The following is a 15,123-nucleotide window of genomic DNA, read 5'->3' as shown; positions in this document are numbered from 1 at the left end:
CGCGTTCTGTAAGTTCATAGCGGCGACGTGACATCAAAGACCTCCAAATCCGAAACCTTTGAATCACTAATCCATTCAAATAGCTAGACTATTTATGAGTGCACGACCTAGGGCATCATGATAGTAGATAACCGTATGGCCGTTATTCTCAAGTGTCTTGCCAACAGAGATAGGTACGCCTGCATCAAGTAAAAATTTCATGCAGTCGAGACCTACTAAGCTGCAATTTCAAAGGATAAAGCAGCTTCTATGTCGTCAAGTGTTAAGCTTGGATACTCTTCCATGATTTGCTCTGCGCTATACCCCTCATCGGCAAAAGCTTTAACGGTGCTCACAGGGATACGAGTTCCTGCAATCACTGGCTTATTACCTGCAATCCCCTTTTTGCGTTCAATCTTTCCAGAAAGAGACACATCTCGCTTCTTCATGTCGTCTACAGCCTGCCGCATGTTTCCAGCGACAACTTTCAACGGTATCTGCAATATGCCTTGACCTGAAACCACTTCTTCTTTGTTATTTGTTTCAGGGTTCTCGAAAATCACACGCTTATTCAATACGTAGAGCGTAGTCTTTGCCCACATGTCATCGCCCAAATGAGAAAGCGCGTCCTTAACTGAGCGAAGATGTTGCAGAGAAACGTTCGCGTCATTGCGTAACGCGTTCAATACCTTCAAGCTGACCAAATCTCGAAACGAATACAAACGGCTAAGGGTTAGGCTGCGATTTTCATGCGCTAAACTAGGGACAAAAAAGCCCGTCCTATCCCAGCTGCGCAGCTGCCGCGAGCTGACACCAGTCAGCTTCTCGGTTTGCTCCTCAGTGAAAGCCATGACTATGTTTTGTTCTTGTCTCATGGCAAAATCTTAACACGCCATTTCAATACAAGATATTAACAATTGATCACGATACGTTTCATTCAGCGTCATACGCCCCATCCCCTTATCCCCGCGTGGGGGTTACCACTTGCACTCTTCACGAATTGGCTTAATAGCATCTGACAGCCCAGCGATCTTGAAAGATGCGGTAAATGGGCTTTGTCCGTAAGGTGTCATCCGAACAACCATTTCGTTCTTACCGAGCATCTGCTTGATTACTGGTATCGATTTGCCGCCAGACCAAAGACCTACAGCCTTGTTGTCAGTTGACTCTGACATTCCGACGGTCCGAGCTTTGTCGGCATCTAATCGGTAGGTAACATCGCCATAATCATTGTAATCACTGGATGCCATGTGGCACACTGTGTCGAAATAAAGTGATGTTTTCTTTTCTTTGCAGCGCAAGATTAGGGCAATTCTTTCGCCTCTATTCCAACCGCAGTTGACGACTTCTTTGGACCTCAGAAAGAGTGTATGTTTTTGTCGTAACAAGACAGGCGGTCCAGATCATTCTTTATCTTAGCACAGTCTTTAATATCAGCCGCATTTGCAGCCCTAGAAATCAAAAGCAGTATTCCCACCGCTATACCCCACGCATCTTCATCATTTACAGCCCTTACTCTTTGCTGCGTTCTCGATGGCGTTCACTTTCCCTTTAGAGACGGCGACTTGGCCTTCTTTATCACCGCCGAACGTACTCGACGTCGGCACACCGATCAGGAACACTCCGACCGCATCGCCGGTTGCTGCATCATTCTGTTGTTTAGACAGGCTCGCGAGGGTTGATCGTTCTTTGGCCAGTTCGCTGGCCAGAGCTTGGCAACTGAGATTTGTGTAAGCTGCAATTGGAATATCGACTGGTACGATTGCATCTGGACGTTTTGCGCAGGCGATGGTTCCTACGCTGAGTGACAGCGCGACAATAGTAAGCTTTTTCATGATAAGCCCCTTTCCCCGATCCAATTACTGGCAAAAGCAGGCCGAGTAGTCAATATAATGCTTTAGTAGGAATTGCTAACTATTGAGCCTGTTGGCTCGCCGTTCTGCCAACGGTGCGTGAAAGTCTATGAGCTTGTAGAGTTCTGCCTTCTGACGTTGAGGCGTCCGCATAGATATCGTTGCTTCCCGTGGAGCCTCTGTAATCCTACGACTTTCAATGAAAGCCTGGATGTCCGCTGGATCGTATCGGAGTATCATGCGCAGTCCACGGACAACATTCACGGAAGGGATTTCTCCCTCTTTGGTCAAATGCAGAAGGTGCCGTGCGGATACGCGTCTGCTTTTAAAACACCTCTCTCCATAGAGATATTTGCTCTTACAACGGTGTTGTCGTATTAGATAAAGGGAATAGACACCAGAAACGCGCCTCTGGCCAATTCCGCGCGAATGTGATCGCGCGCCATTAGATCAGCGTGTGTTGATGCTTCCGGTAACTCTATATCCTCTGCGAACAAGCCCAAAGCTTGAATAGCGTTCGGGACAATTTTGTTCACTTCATCAGCCGCAGAGAATGCGCCCGGAATATCGGGAAACTGAATGCCGTAAGAACTGTCGGCATCTTTATGCACCAATGCGAAATAATGTTTCATTGGATTCCCTTTGTGTCGTGAGGGCTTAATGCTTTCGATGAAGGCAGTCAGAAGATCATCTAATTCATGCCCAGAGGGGGCTGGTTAAGACGCACGGGCTGGACAGAGATAATTGGAGCTCTATCTATCCTGAAAAGGAGAAATTGCATGTTAGGTCCAAAATCATCTGACGATTATCCTGGCCGTAAAGCCGATTGTGAGCAAGCCATTTCTGCTGGGATAAAAGATCTCATAGAACAAGCGACATTAGCCGGTCGGTCGGAAGAAGACGCTGAAGCTGTGGTCGAGGGGACGAGTGTGCCCGGTGTGAGAAATTTGATTACTGAAGCCGTGGATGCAGGGTGGTCAGCGGAAGAAGCTGCCGATGCAATCAAAGTTGTATCAGACAAAATGCAGCGCGGCCCAATTGGCAAGCATTTGGAAAGTTAGACATTAAAAAAGCCGCCCAAAAAGGCGGCTTTCTCAATTCAATCTATTCGGTCACTTGGCCCAGCGACCTTCATATTTAAACTCTGGAGCCTTTTCGATTTCTTCCTTGGTCGAGTTCATGACTGCCGACCACTTTTTATCATCATCGAAATAGGTGACATCAATCGCGTCTGGTGCCACGATCACATAGCGCTCGCCTACACCGAGAAATCCACCAACTGACACAATATAACCAGCCAACTGACCATTGGCGATAATCAGATCTTTAATTTCACCAATGGTCGTATCATCGCCATTGACCACATTGAGGCCGATAAGATTGTAGCTGAGTACAGCAGTTGGCTCGGCAGTTACGAACACCTCCTTATTAGCAACAGTTGCAGTCTGAGCATGAGAAATCGAGACGAGTGCAACAGTGGTGGCGGCAGCGAGTAGGATACGACGCATCATAATTCTCCAGATTATTCAATTACATATTTTCCATTTGGGAAATGCTTAGAAGGGAAAATCGTTCCATAAATGTTATGAAGATACTTCGATGCCCATCCTATGCCTCGCTTCATGCGTCTTAAATCAGCCTGTCATTATCGCTAAAACTTTTCTCCAGAATGATGCGATGACAGCGCCGAAAATAGCTGCGAACGCGCTGACAAGCATCACAGCACCGATGCCGCGTTCCCGCCAGCGGTTAAAATCCGCGACCGGTTCCTCAACCTTTTCAAGTCTCGCATCGATGCTTTCGATATTGCGCTGCAAGGCTTCCAATAAGCGTTCAGTTTTCTCCTGCCGCTGATATTGTTGCTTGCGGTCTTGCCGCGCATTCTCCTGATCCGAGATGATGAGATCGAGCTTTCCCTCAATTCTACCAATTGAACGATCTTGGCCCGCATCTTTCATAACTTGTCGCCCCTCTTATTTTTCATCATGCTTTGCGCATTCGTCTTTTGACCAGACGCCACCGGCACAGCCACGAACAATAGTGCGATCGATCTTTCGTTGATCCGCGTCTGTTGCGCCGCGCGCGCCGAGCAAATCAGTTCCAAGAACGCTACGGACGCCGCTCACATTTGCCGGTCCTGAATGTCCACACCCCGCCAGCGTCAATGCACTCATCATAATTGAGCACAGCACCAAGGGCTTTCTCAGTCGCTTCATTGTTCTGTCTTTCGATTTTGGTTTCGACACTGGATCGACCGTCACGCTTGCCGGCCACATACCCAGCGGCCAGACACAAAAGCCGCCAGAACAGCGGCGGCGATCATCTTCAACCAGTTCGGGATTAAGGCCCAGATCATGACCGGGTTTTCCTATAAATGCCCCATAGAGCTAAACCAACGATGACAGCAGCTATCGCAACCCTCACCCACTGACCGCTTGATAGCTCGTCCTGCTGGTTGGAAATGGTGCTGACAATCTCAGGGATGACGGGGCCAACGGTTGCAGCCGCACCGGCAGCGCCAGCCCCGCCTATAGTCGCCACATCAGTTTTATTGGCCTTTGTGGTGGCTGTGACAGTATTTGACGATACGAATGCACCCTTAGACCATAGACCAGCTTCGGCAGCACGGCGGTTGACAAGCCCCTGCACCTTCTTGCCGCCAGCATTAACCCACTTTGCCAGTTCACCCGGAACCGCGTCATAATCACCTTTATTGAGCTTTTTGAGCAGTGTGGATTTGTGCAGCGCACCAGTGTTGAAGTCGAACGACACAAGCGCCGCAAACTGATTGTCAGTCAGAGGCACCTTTACCAGACGCTCAACACGCGCTTCGAACTTTGCAAGATCCGCTTTCAGAATATGTTCGGCTTCATTGTCACCAATCGCCATGCCTGGCGTGACCTTTGGAGCACCCGCCGCGCTTGTGTGGCCGTAACCAATGGTTAAAATTCCAGCTACATCACGATAAGCTGTTGTTCTGAGGCCTTCCCACTGCTTGATGAGCGAAAGCCCCGCCGCGTTAATGCGTCGTGTCATTGTGTTTCCTTTTGGCAAAAGAAAAAGCCCCGCGTTTGCAGGGCTTTAGTTTTCTCGAACTAATATTATAAGAAGGTGGCTATGTAATATTTGAAAAAATTAATTTTATTAAACAGGTTTAGCATCCGTTATAATGGCATCGATAATTCTGTTGTTTATTTTACGCGCTTTTATTTCGACGTAAACCAATCCTTTTCCCCACTCCGCTTCTTGGATGGCGGATTTATGCTTTTGAGAAACAAGTGCGTCTAATAATGATGCCGTTACTTCTGATCCATCATTCTCATTTAGTAGTTTAACCGAGAATCCATCTGAAACAGACGTATCAACTCGTACTACTTTGTAATTTCCTTTTAAAACAACGTCGCTACTTTGCTGTCTTATCTGTGTCGTAACCTCTGCGGCCAGTTCACTGTCAACATTTGTATCAAAAAGCTTCCCACCGCCTTCATCACCAACTGATTTGACAATTTGTCCTCTCGCAACCGACGTAACAGCCTCAATATCGTTAAGAATTGGCACTTTCTTAAAAAGCTCCGCCATGATGCGAACATTTTCAGTTCCTTGACTGATAGCCTCACGTTGAACTGACAGCATTTCTTTTGTCTTTTCCAGGTCAACTTGAGATTTTCGATCTTCGGTTTTTGCTGCTAGCCATGACTTGAACATTGCAGTTCCGCCGACAATTAGAGCGGTACCTAAAACGGTGTACATCAACATCTCAGGGGTCATTTTACTCACTGCCTCAATGCCGATCTTTTGTACAATTTCTCCAAGATCGATAGTGTAACCGCTACTGCCTTTTTCTACCTTAACACGGAATTCGAGATTGTTGCGCTCGATATTTGTAAGGTGACGAAGGTCCGTGGTGTCCGCTGAAACTAGTGTGTAAGTTCGATTGATAGCTTCTTGTAGTTCCAAGAAGGCTTTCATCATTGTAGGTGAAATTGAACCTTCAATGGGGGTGTCTGGCAGATAAATATGGACGTTTGCCCACTTCTTAATGTCAAAAAGTAATGGCTCTTTTGGCGCTGTTTGTTCACCAGAAAGCAAAGCATCCAACAATTTCCAAGCTTGAAGTTCAGTCTCGACCTTTACGACTTCCATTTCGCCCCCCCCCTATTAATAATAATAGGCGAGTGCGTATAAGTCCTCCGATTGATCTGTCAAGTTAACTTTATGCTTATAGTTCGAGGTCCGTGGTATTGGCCGATTTTCATTTTCTCAAAAAAAGGGCGCAGGAGACAGCGCCCGTCATTTTAATCATCGAGCGGATCATCACTCATGCCAGCAAATGTACTGTCAGAAGTATCCGAAGGAGGAGTGGGCTGGGTGCCCTTCTTGCGGGTGTCTTTTCCGGCATTCTTCCCCGGCTGTTTGATTTCCAGCGATGTGGTACTGCCCCCGCTTCGATCGGCTTTATGGCGGACCGTTGAGATTCGATATTCACCATCAACGCCAGCGCGTGCGCCTGAAAGCGTGAAGGTGGCCTCGGCCTGTGCTTCAACGGTCAAATCCATTTCAACCGTGCCTTCGCCGCCCTCGCGTTCAGCTTCCCGTTTTCGGGCTTCACCGACATGCTCAGCCTGGCTTTCATCGCTCACTGTGGTGCGAACAACGTTGGTGGATTCTGGCAAATCACGATCAAGATCAAACTCAATATCTTTGGATTTGAAGTCAGCAGCTTTGCGGTCGAAATATCGAACCTTGGCCTTGGTGAATGATCTGCGCCCCTTGTAGGGGGCAATGTCCCACGAAATGACGTTGACGCCGACGATACCTTCGATGACCGGCATCTTCGCGCCCGTGGTGGCCTTTCCTTCGCCGCGTTTTGCAAGAACAGCCTGATCACCTCTGATTTTGAAAGAGCCGCCCAATTCACGGGCGAGTTTTTCACCAAGGTGCAAAAAGCTTTCACCATCCGCAGACCAGTAATCACGATGGATATTGGCGAAATCCGCATCAAGCTTGATCGTTGAAATGCCGGAGCGCTTGGCGGCGTCATCGATGAATTCCTGCAAGGTTGCATCATCCTTGTGAAACAAGAGAGGCTGCTTGACCTTGCCTCTGCTGTCGAAACCCTTGGCTGTGACTTGAAGTGTCCGTCCGCCACCACGGGAGCCGGAGGAGCGGACACTATCGACTGTGCCTTTGAATTTGGACACACCATCAAGGATTGCTTCAACGGCAGCGCCGTCTTGTGGCAGTTTCACCTGTCCATCTGTGTCGTCAAATGTCAGCGAACAGGTGTCGGATGCGCTGCCATCCTTGTCTGTGATGTCGATACTGATGAGATAGGGGCGCATGGCACTGGTCATGTCCCTGCCATCGACAAGAACTTTCCAGTTCACTTTCCAGCTATTTGTCATGATCATTCACTCAAAGAGAGAAACAACGTGGCGTGATTGGCCGGGTCCTTGCGCTGGCAAGTCCGGCAAAAGCACGTCTGTGCCTAAAGGGATGATCGCGCCGAGGGCGGCGAGATCGGTGTTGATTGCCAATGCCTCTTCAAGCAGGCTTCGCCCGCGCACCCCATAGGCACGCCAAAGCAGCAGGTCGAGGGTTATCCCTTCGCCCTTCACGGTGATTGTTTGCATCACGGCTCCTAGAATATGCCGAAGAGTGACAGCAGCCCGGTGATAACCTGCTGTCCGGCACCCGCATCCGGTTGCACTTTGGTCATGACGATTGTGTGCTTGACGACAAAGCCAACGCCATCACGGGTGAGGTCAGTGTGGTTTTCAGTTATTCGGGTGATGGCGAACCATCCCAAACGTGTGCCATCGCCGCGCTGAAGCGGGAATTTTGTCCCGCTGCGGCGCATGCCATGGGCTATTTCGAGTCCGTCGAGACCGCCGATCCTGGTGGGTAAAATCTGCCCGGAGAGGGTGATTTCATCATCGCCTTCGCCGGTGAACTCTTTGGCTGGAAAAGCCCCGATAAGGGCTTTGGACGCAATGTCCGCCGAGGCGGTTCTTTGCATGCTGTCGATACTAAAAGGACGCGTATCAACGGTCAGCGTACCAAGCATATACAGCATTATGACACTCCATATTCGAGATCGGCATGAATGCCATCAAATGCTGATCGCACGCTTTGCGTAACCTTTGCAGCGGCGAGATTGGCTATTTCTTCAGGTGTTGCGGCAGATTTGGCGTTGATAACAAGGCTAAGATTGACGTTTGGCGCGGGTGGCGGGTTCATAACTTGCACCTGCTGCACGCCAGATGGTTCTGTCACAACCGTGGGGCTTCCAAGAAGCGTGACTTTCTCTGGTTCGCCGTAAGTTGGAGACGGGGCTATCAGGTCGTTCCAAAGTTGTCTGAAACTGAATGGGACAGTTTCTGAGGGTGCCGCTTGCTTAGGTGCGGGGGCCACCTCACGCTGTCCGGTGCTATTGCCTTGCTTCAAGTTGTATTCGTTCATTTTCTGAATGAAATACTCTTGATCTATCAATTTGGGATCGGATGGCCCCTTTGCTTCGAGGCCTTTATAGATCGCATAACCAACAGTGCTCCAGATATTGGCGCGCGACAGGAAGCTTCCCAGCCCACTGCCGACGATCTTTGCAAACAGGCCTGTCTGGCTGCTCGCAGCACCTGTTTTAACGGCGCCAACCTCTACGCCGCCATAAAGAAGACGTGTCAGCCAACCACCACCCACAGCAGCGCCGCCGCGACCTATGTTGGCTGCAGCAGCCCCTGAAGCTGTACCGACAGCACCTGCCGCAGCACTACCACCTGTAATACTCCTTCCCAATGAAACAACAGATCGTAAAATGCCTACAGCAGCGCGTGCCCCTGATAAGAAGTAAAGCGCGGATGCAAGTTTGCGAACGGTCCCCGCAAGTATGCCAAGCCCCACGCTTGCAAGCATGAGATAACCGCCATACTTGAGCACCTCACCCAAAAAATGAGCAAGCGGGCTATTCTTGACGGCATCATTGAATGCGCGAAGAGAAGCGCCAAATTCCTTAAACCGTGCGAAAATTCTGCCGAGTTTATCCGCAGCTTCCTCTCCATTGGCCGGTCCTAGCAAAAGATCACCCAGATCGTTGATCATCTGGCGCAAATTGCCATCATAACCAAGACCGGAACTGAACCCCTTGATGGCCTGCCACAATTGATCCAGAGGCGTGGCTCTGTCTCCCAGAGATTTCAGAAGATCAAGTATGCCTGCCGCACCGTCGTTGATTGCTGGCAACATGCGGTCGCCCATCTCAATGCCAATGGCAGCGAGATTGTTTCGGAGAAGCTGCAGGGCATTTGCTGTGGTTTTCGCGCGTGTTTCATATTCTTTGAAGGATGAGCCAGCATAGTTCGTTTTGTTTGCAACCATTGCAAGCAGTCGTTCAAGCTCTTCGGTGCTTTTGAGCAATGGTGCCAGCGCGCGAGCTTCCGAGCCAAAAACAGCTTCCATTACGGAAATTTGCTGCCATTGAGGCAGCTTTTTTATCCGATTAAGAACGCTGAGCGTGGTTTTAACAGCGTCTTTTTGCATCCCCTTTGCAACTTTAACACTGTCCAGCCCAAGCTGCTTGAACGCGGTTCGCTGGCGTTTGGTGGCATTTTCTCCTGTGGTGAGCGCCTTGGTCAGATTGCGAAAGCTTGTTGCTGCGACCTCTGGTTCAAAACCAGATCCAATCATGGCGCCACCAAAGGCCAAAGCCTGTTCGGCAGAGAAGCCCGCCGTTTCAGCGAATGCTGCGACGCGGTTGGTGTACTCCAGCAAAGAAGGAGCGTTGGCAGCCGATGTATTTCCGACTTCGTTGATGGCATCGGCCAGTAAAACAGTGTCGGTTACGTTTCTGCCGAGTGCAGTTTTGATCTTTGCAAGAGCCTCGCCAGTTTCGCCAACCGGTGTTTCCCAGGCCGTTGCTACTTTTGCTGTCGCCTCTGCGAAGGATTCCAATTCTTCGTTGGCAATGCCCGATTGCCCGGCAGCCGCATAGATTGCTGCAAAACCGGAAGCAGTTATCGGTATAGCGGTGGAAAGCCGTAAGATCGACTTTCGCATATTAAGGAACTGGCTATCTGTTGCTTCAACGACTTTTTTGACATCTGCAAAGGCAGATTCGAACTCGATTGCTGCTCCCGCTGTCGAACGAATGCCGCGATCAAGGCTGATATAGGCTGCGCCAAACGCTGCAATGCGCCCCAGCGTGCCCGTGATTGGTGAGGCAAGCTTACGCTGGGAAGCTGCAAAATTATCTGCAGCGCCCCGCAACCGGTTCATGGTACCAAACAGACCGCGTGCCGGGCCGGACACACGGTCAAACAGGCTAACAATCAGTTTGCTTTCAATGACGGACATTGCGGAGCGCTTTCATCACACGATGAACCGCGTCCCGCTCCCGTATTGCGTGGGAGCAGGTGTAACGGTCAACGATGTTTCTGGGTGTGTTGGTGTAGTGGGATAATAGGACAGCGAGACCGCGCCAGTCGGAACCGTGTCCTATCTCACGTTTCCCAGGATACTTTCGGTCTTAACGATAATTTGCGTGATATCGCGACCTTTGACTTTGCGGAATAGATCGAAAGGCAGCCCACACATCATTGCAAGAATGCGCATGGTGCGCTCGATATCACCTTTTGCAGTTTCTTCCACATCGATCATGTGCCCCACGTCGGGTTCAGTGAATTTCAATTCCTGAATCAGTCCGCCGTTGCTGTCGGCAACAGGCACCAAAAGTGTGTGGGTGATAACCAGTTCTTCATTTTCCATAATATGTGACCTTGAGATTGTATTGAGTTAAGCGGCAAGAGCGCGGCGGACATCCCCGAAATGATCGACGCCGCCTGAGCGAAGAACACGTTCCCAAAAATCGACGTACCAAAGCTCTTCACCGTTCAGGTGAAATTCGTAATGCGTGACTTCTTTGAAGGAATGGGTGCAGCCCATAAAATCTTCCGGGCTGCCTTCATCGGGGGTCCATTCAACAATTGCGCCTTCAATGATTGCGCGTGCTGGTACGGTTGCCCCTGTCTTTTTATCGCGGACGGCAGCTGCAAAGACCCATCGATCAACTTTCCCCATTCCCCGGAATATATCCGTATCGAAGCCTTTGATTTCCATCGCAGGTTCGGGCGCTTCGATGCGAGGCAGAGCGAAATCTGCCGCCATAACTCCACCCCCAGGATTGTGGGACGCTGTGGCAAATTTAATTGCTGGGATTGTTAACTTGGAAATAGTTGTCGCACGGGATGTGCCGGCTTGTTCCGCACGGCGCACATCTACCGCTGCGAGCATATAGAGAGGCTGCATAGCAGTTCCTTTTGGTGGCTGTGGAATGAATGATTAAGCAGTCGCGTTAAGACGCGCGATGATTTCAGCAACGAGGCCATCAACCGCGGGGCGGTAACGGCGCACTTCATGGTTGGCGACCTTGAAGGCGGGTGCAGGCTCAATGCCGATATTCACCGTGAGGTGGCCAAGGCGGATCTGTTCCGGGCTGTTTTTGTCGGCGACAAATTTCACCTCAAAACCCAGAATGTCGTTATCAACCTTGTGATCCCGCAACATGAACTTCTGAGAGTTCAGCCATGCTTCTGCCGTGTCGGCAGTGATTTTCGGGCCAAGGAATTGGCGCGTAATCTGAGCCAGCTTAACCGTTAGATAATCGGCACCGCGCACCTGATGGATCTGCTTCCAGAGTTCACCGGTGTCGGTGTTATCTGTGCCGATGAAGACGAAACCGCCATCGGCAATGGCACCATCAACACCGGTTTCTCCCCGCGCAACAATCGACACATTGCCCTCAAGCATCTGCTGGCCTTCGGTCGAACCATCAAAGAGCGAGAAATTGATGTTTCGGGAAAGGCCTGCCAGCCCTTGAATTGGCTGATTGGCAATCGGATCAAACGGCTTGCCACCATGCTGATTGTCAATGGATGCAAAGAGACCTGCAATGCGCGGGCCCATTGGCCGCGTGACAATGTTGGTGCCCTCAAAAACCCGTGCTGCTACCCCGATCGGCATAAGACGCTGGGAGTTCATCGTCTCACGCGCTGATATCGCGAGCGCTGCTGATGTGTCATCAATATCGACGGGGGCAATTGCAAGCAGACGCTCGCATGCGGCGGGAAGGGCGGCAACGACAGGGTTCACGGTGTCAGCATCGGGACGCCATGCTGTTCGACCAGCCCAGATAATGCGCGGTGTGGCATTCACGGCTGAGGGAATCTCGGACACACTCGCGAGACATTCCGCAATCGCTGCAGATGTGACGGCAACATCGGTCCCTTCCTTGACGCGGAAGATGGTTACGTCCGCCCCGGCATTCAGTCCGGTAAGCTGTGCGTTGATCCCTTTGACAGCATCGGCGAGATAGCCGGTGCCAAGGGCTTCAACGGCATCGCCATTGCTTGTGGAAATGCGAACAGGTGTATCCTCTGGATATTCAGAAGCTGATGCATCGTTTGAAGTTTCGATGAGCAGTATTTTAGAAAAGTCTGCGCCGAGAACCGGCAACGGTTCGTCATTTGGCCGCGTGAAAGTCATGCCGAAAGTCGGTGTCGACATTGGGTTCGCTCCTTTAATTTTAGGGTATGCCCCGCCACGGGCTGATTTCGGCAACAAAAAACCCGGCGCGATGGCCGGGCTATCGAATATTATTAGGCCGCATTATGCGGGCTAGCTGTTAGTTTGCGAGTGGTAACAATCGTCGCGCAGCGCCCCGAACAAAGCGAATGCATCGGTTGAAACAGGCTGCCTACCACAAAAGAGACTTGCGACAAGCTAAATTCACCGCGTCAAGCTTGACATTCATTCTTACAAAAGCTGATGCTCTCGCGAACAATAATTCTTAGGCATATACTGGGCGAATATGAGTGGCCAACGGTCGCACCACAATCGACTATTCCTTCTCATTTTCATTGACTGAACCAGCACTGAATTAGATGCCGATTTCTTTATTATGCCCTGAAACTTATAACGGTCCGCTCAATATTCCTAGACACTCTAATGCCCCATAAGGTGGCGAGCCTACGCCGGGTTTTCCGTACAGAGCGCAATGCTTCTCGTTTAATGCGCGCCATAGCTCCCACCTTCTTGCTTTTCGCAATCGAAGCTACTTTTCGTCCATCTTCGATGCCACTCGCTAAATACCCAGTTTGTGGGGTAGCGCCATTAATCAGAATTATGTCTTGTATAGCGATTGCTGGCTGTATCTGCCAAAGCGAGAAATCATTAACTGTAGGGTCAAACAGATAATCATCAATAGGTGTCAAACCGGCCACGTAGTTTTGTAGCGCCTTATGTGCGGCGGCTTTGCTAATCACATAAGCACCTGAGCCCCAGTGTTTGAAGGCGAGTTGGGCCAGCTTCCGATCATTGTCTAGGTCAAACGCCTTTGTCGTAACGATTGTAGGCTCATTCACTGTTTCCAGCTTGATGATATCTGCGCCAGTTGGAATCCACGCAGTTGAATTTATGAAAAAGCCCGCATCGCTGGATAAATGCAGGTCATCTTCCATCACGACTGCATATTCGTCCGCACTTTCGACAATTTTTCTAAAAATGGCCAGGTGCGACTCTGCGCAAGCAATCTCTCCCACAGTCATGGGCTTGCCTTGCTGACGTTGCGCTCGATACTTGTCAATCTCATCATCGGTAAATAAATGGCCGTCAATCGCGGCAAGCCGTTCAAAGTCGATTGATTGTTGGTGTAAAATTTTCGTCATGCGCTCCATTCGTTCTGGTGCGCGATCAAGATTGACAATATAGCACTTCATAATGTTTTAACCTGTTATACCTTCGCCGTTCATTGTCATGTATCGAATTTTGATGCAATTGAGGTTTTATGGCCGTCCCTGTACTTCTTTATCATCAGATAGCAGCATTACCTCAAAGAAGGGTCCCCTACCAAGGTCTCTTTGTTCATCCCGATAGCTTTCGTCGGCAAATGCTATGTCTCAAATATCTAGGTTATAAGGGATTATCCGTTCGTGATGCTTGGCCGTATTTGCGAGGAAAAAAGCAAGGCAAGGTCGTGGTGATCACATTTGATGACGGCTTTTTGAATACGCTCGAAAATGCTGCACCCGTACTGGCCGATTGCGGGTTCACGTCCACCAACTATTTTGTAGCCAACCAGATTGGTGGCAGCAATATTTGGGATCGAGAGGATGGGATACCGGACACGCCATGCATGAACATGTTGCAAATGCGGGAGTGGGACGCATTAGGTCATGAAGTCGGGGCTCATACACTTGACCATGTTCTGCTACCTGAAACGGACGATCCCGAAGCACGGCGGCAAATCGCGGAATCCAAGCTCAAATTAGAGGACATGCTTGGAAAGCCGATAACGAATTTTTGCTATCCATATGGTGGGAACAACCCCATTCATCGTGAAATGGTGCGTGATGCTGGTTATGAAAGTGCGGTGACTACTGTCAGTAGGAGTGCCAAGCCGGACGATGACATATACGGAATCCCACGGCTGTATATCCGATATAGGCATTCGACTTTTGAGGCGCTTCTACGGATAATGCTAAAATAAAAAAGGCCAGGGGGGCCTTTTTATAGCTTTGCGGCTGCTCGCCAAAAATCGTCGCGTTGTTCTTCCGACCATTCAAACAAGATGCGAATTTTATCAGAGAGTGGATGCAACCGAGAAAAAGTTGTAGCTCCGATGATAAGCATTTCAGCATCAAATTGTTCGTCGTCAGGCAATTGGCTCACGAGAGCCTGCAACGCGGCGGGGATAGCGCCTCCCTGCAACGCAGTTTTGGCTTCATCCTTTGTGATCAGTTCCAAGGTAGCCAATTGCTGGAAGAATTGGCGGCGGCTTATTTCATCAGGGACAGGATCGTTGATAGGTGGTTCAACTATCGCCGTACCATTCCAGATTTTAGAGTAAACATCACCGCCTTTACCCCATGTGTAGCCGAAATCGTTATCTATTCCGATTATCTGAACGCCGGGGATTTGTAGTTGCTCAATGTCATCCCACATTGAGAAAATGCTCCCGTTTTCAAGTACGGCAATATAGAACGGGCTGGGGTCTGCTTGAATTAATGGCACTACGTCGCGGCCCTTTTCGTCAACCAAAAACCACGCCGTCGTTGTTTTATCGTCGTCGAGTACGACTGTCCTTAGTTCGCGGGAAAAGACGCCATATTCTTTCATACTGTCACCAGCCTCCTACGGCGTAGACTCATAAACTGATGCACCAGATGCGGACAGCGATGAGTTTGACAGCAGCCAGGAAATTGGCCGGGTTTTTGTCGTAACGTGTTGCAATGCCGCGATA

At 49.9% G+C, this 15,123-nt stretch carries 20 protein-coding genes and 1 pseudogene; 2 read left to right on the top strand and 19 right to left on the bottom strand.

The features are described 5' to 3' along the window. Positions 1-215: 215 nt before the first annotated feature. The 4 genes from ABE530_RS18720 to ABE530_RS18705 all read right to left on the bottom strand — a co-directional run bounded on the left by ABE530_RS18720 (position 216) and on the right by ABE530_RS18705 (position 2,464). Positions 216-854: a DUF433 domain-containing protein gene (locus tag ABE530_RS18720; protein WP_499695575.1), complete on the bottom strand. Its 639-nt coding sequence runs from the start codon at positions 852-854 to the stop codon at positions 216-218. 102 nt (positions 855-956) lie between these two features. After that, complete coding sequence (locus ABE530_RS18715) at positions 957-1,367, bottom strand: type VI secretion system-associated protein TagO (RefSeq protein ID WP_499695574.1); 411 nt, start codon at positions 1,365-1,367, stop codon at positions 957-959. A gap of 111 nt (positions 1,368-1,478) precedes the next feature. Beyond that, positions 1,479-1,814 (bottom strand): hypothetical protein, encoded by a 336-nt coding sequence (locus ABE530_RS18710; protein WP_499695573.1) that lies wholly within the window; start codon positions 1,812-1,814, stop codon positions 1,479-1,481. A gap of 395 nt (positions 1,815-2,209) precedes the next feature. Then, positions 2,210-2,464 carry a type II toxin-antitoxin system HicB family antitoxin gene (locus ABE530_RS18705; RefSeq protein ID WP_499695572.1) on the bottom strand — a complete coding sequence of 85 codons (255 nt, stop codon included), beginning with the start codon at positions 2,462-2,464 and terminating at the stop codon, positions 2,210-2,212. A gap of 147 nt (positions 2,465-2,611) precedes the next feature. Between ABE530_RS18705 and ABE530_RS18700 the strand changes: the two genes are divergently transcribed. Further along, on the top strand, positions 2,612-2,893 hold the full coding sequence (locus tag ABE530_RS18700; protein ID WP_265986070.1) for a hypothetical protein: 282 nt from the start codon (positions 2,612-2,614) through the stop codon (positions 2,891-2,893). A gap of 51 nt (positions 2,894-2,944) precedes the next feature. On the opposite strand, the gene ABE530_RS18695 is transcribed toward ABE530_RS18700, so the two are convergent. From ABE530_RS18695 to ABE530_RS18635, 13 genes are all read right to left on the bottom strand, one after another. After that, positions 2,945-3,340, bottom strand: a complete 396-nt coding sequence (locus tag ABE530_RS18695; RefSeq protein WP_499695577.1) for a PRC-barrel domain-containing protein — start codon at positions 3,338-3,340, stop codon at positions 2,945-2,947. A gap of 126 nt (positions 3,341-3,466) precedes the next feature. After that, positions 3,467-3,790, bottom strand: coding sequence for a hypothetical protein (locus tag ABE530_RS18690; protein ID WP_499695571.1), 324 nt, complete (start codon positions 3,788-3,790; stop codon positions 3,467-3,469). A 15-nt stretch (positions 3,791-3,805) separates the two neighbouring features. Beyond that, complete coding sequence (locus ABE530_RS18685) at positions 3,806-4,048, bottom strand: lipoprotein (RefSeq protein WP_499695570.1); 243 nt, start codon at positions 4,046-4,048, stop codon at positions 3,806-3,808. 136 nt (positions 4,049-4,184) lie between these two features. After that, entirely contained in the window at positions 4,185-4,868 is a 684-nt protein-coding gene (locus ABE530_RS18680) for a lysozyme (RefSeq protein WP_499695569.1), read from the bottom strand. Positions 4,869-4,976: 108 nt separating this feature from the next. After that, positions 4,977-5,975 carry a hypothetical protein gene (locus ABE530_RS18675; RefSeq protein ID WP_396999023.1) on the bottom strand — a complete coding sequence of 333 codons (999 nt, stop codon included), beginning with the start codon at positions 5,973-5,975 and terminating at the stop codon, positions 4,977-4,979. 152 nt (positions 5,976-6,127) lie between these two features. Continuing rightward, positions 6,128-7,237, bottom strand: coding sequence for a phage late control D family protein (locus ABE530_RS18670; RefSeq protein ID WP_499695568.1), 1,110 nt, complete (start codon positions 7,235-7,237; stop codon positions 6,128-6,130). A 6-nt stretch (positions 7,238-7,243) separates the two neighbouring features. Continuing rightward, on the bottom strand, positions 7,244-7,465 hold the full coding sequence (locus ABE530_RS18665; RefSeq protein WP_265986074.1) for a tail protein X: 222 nt from the start codon (positions 7,463-7,465) through the stop codon (positions 7,244-7,246). Positions 7,466-7,473: 8 nt separating this feature from the next. After that, entirely contained in the window at positions 7,474-7,908 is a 435-nt protein-coding gene (locus ABE530_RS18660; protein WP_396997301.1) for a phage tail protein, read from the bottom strand. Beyond that, complete coding sequence (locus ABE530_RS18655) at positions 7,908-10,181, bottom strand: phage tail tape measure protein (RefSeq protein WP_499695567.1); 2,274 nt, start codon at positions 10,179-10,181, stop codon at positions 7,908-7,910. Before ABE530_RS18655 ends, ABE530_RS18660 begins: the two co-directional genes overlap by 1 nt. Before the next feature lie 141 nt (positions 10,182-10,322). Further along, positions 10,323-10,592, bottom strand: a complete 270-nt coding sequence (locus ABE530_RS18650) for a phage tail assembly protein (protein ID WP_396997297.1) — start codon at positions 10,590-10,592, stop codon at positions 10,323-10,325. Positions 10,593-10,619: 27 nt separating this feature from the next. After that, a complete protein-coding gene (locus tag ABE530_RS18645) occupies positions 10,620-11,117 on the bottom strand; it encodes a phage major tail tube protein (RefSeq protein ID WP_499695576.1) in 498 nt (165 codons plus the stop codon). A 48-nt stretch (positions 11,118-11,165) separates the two neighbouring features. Beyond that, on the bottom strand, positions 11,166-12,389 hold the full coding sequence (locus ABE530_RS18640; protein WP_499695566.1) for a phage tail sheath family protein: 1,224 nt from the start codon (positions 12,387-12,389) through the stop codon (positions 11,166-11,168). A gap of 392 nt (positions 12,390-12,781) precedes the next feature. Continuing rightward, positions 12,782-13,600 (bottom strand): glycosyltransferase family 25 protein, encoded by an 819-nt coding sequence (locus ABE530_RS18635; protein ID WP_396997293.1) that lies wholly within the window; start codon positions 13,598-13,600, stop codon positions 12,782-12,784. Between the two features lie 68 nt (positions 13,601-13,668). Here ABE530_RS18635 and ABE530_RS18630 point away from each other — a divergent pair, with 68 nt between their 5' ends. Continuing rightward, positions 13,669-14,370, top strand: a complete 702-nt coding sequence (locus ABE530_RS18630) for a polysaccharide deacetylase family protein (RefSeq protein WP_396997291.1) — start codon at positions 13,669-13,671, stop codon at positions 14,368-14,370. 20 nt (positions 14,371-14,390) lie between these two features. Here ABE530_RS18630 and ABE530_RS18625 read toward each other — a convergent pair whose 3' ends face one another. Next, entirely contained in the window at positions 14,391-14,999 is a 609-nt protein-coding gene (locus ABE530_RS18625) for a hypothetical protein (RefSeq protein WP_499695565.1), read from the bottom strand. Between the two features lie 28 nt (positions 15,000-15,027). Then, positions 15,028-15,123 (bottom strand): annotated as a pseudogene (locus ABE530_RS18620) (IS5/IS1182 family transposase); the annotation flags it as partial.

The organism is Brucella sp. TWI559, from assembly GCF_039674265.1.
Lineage (GTDB): Bacteria > Pseudomonadota > Alphaproteobacteria > Rhizobiales > Rhizobiaceae > Brucella > Brucella chromiisoli.
Note: the sequence above shows the minus strand (reverse complement) of the source record. Positions and strands in the feature narration are given on the sequence as shown.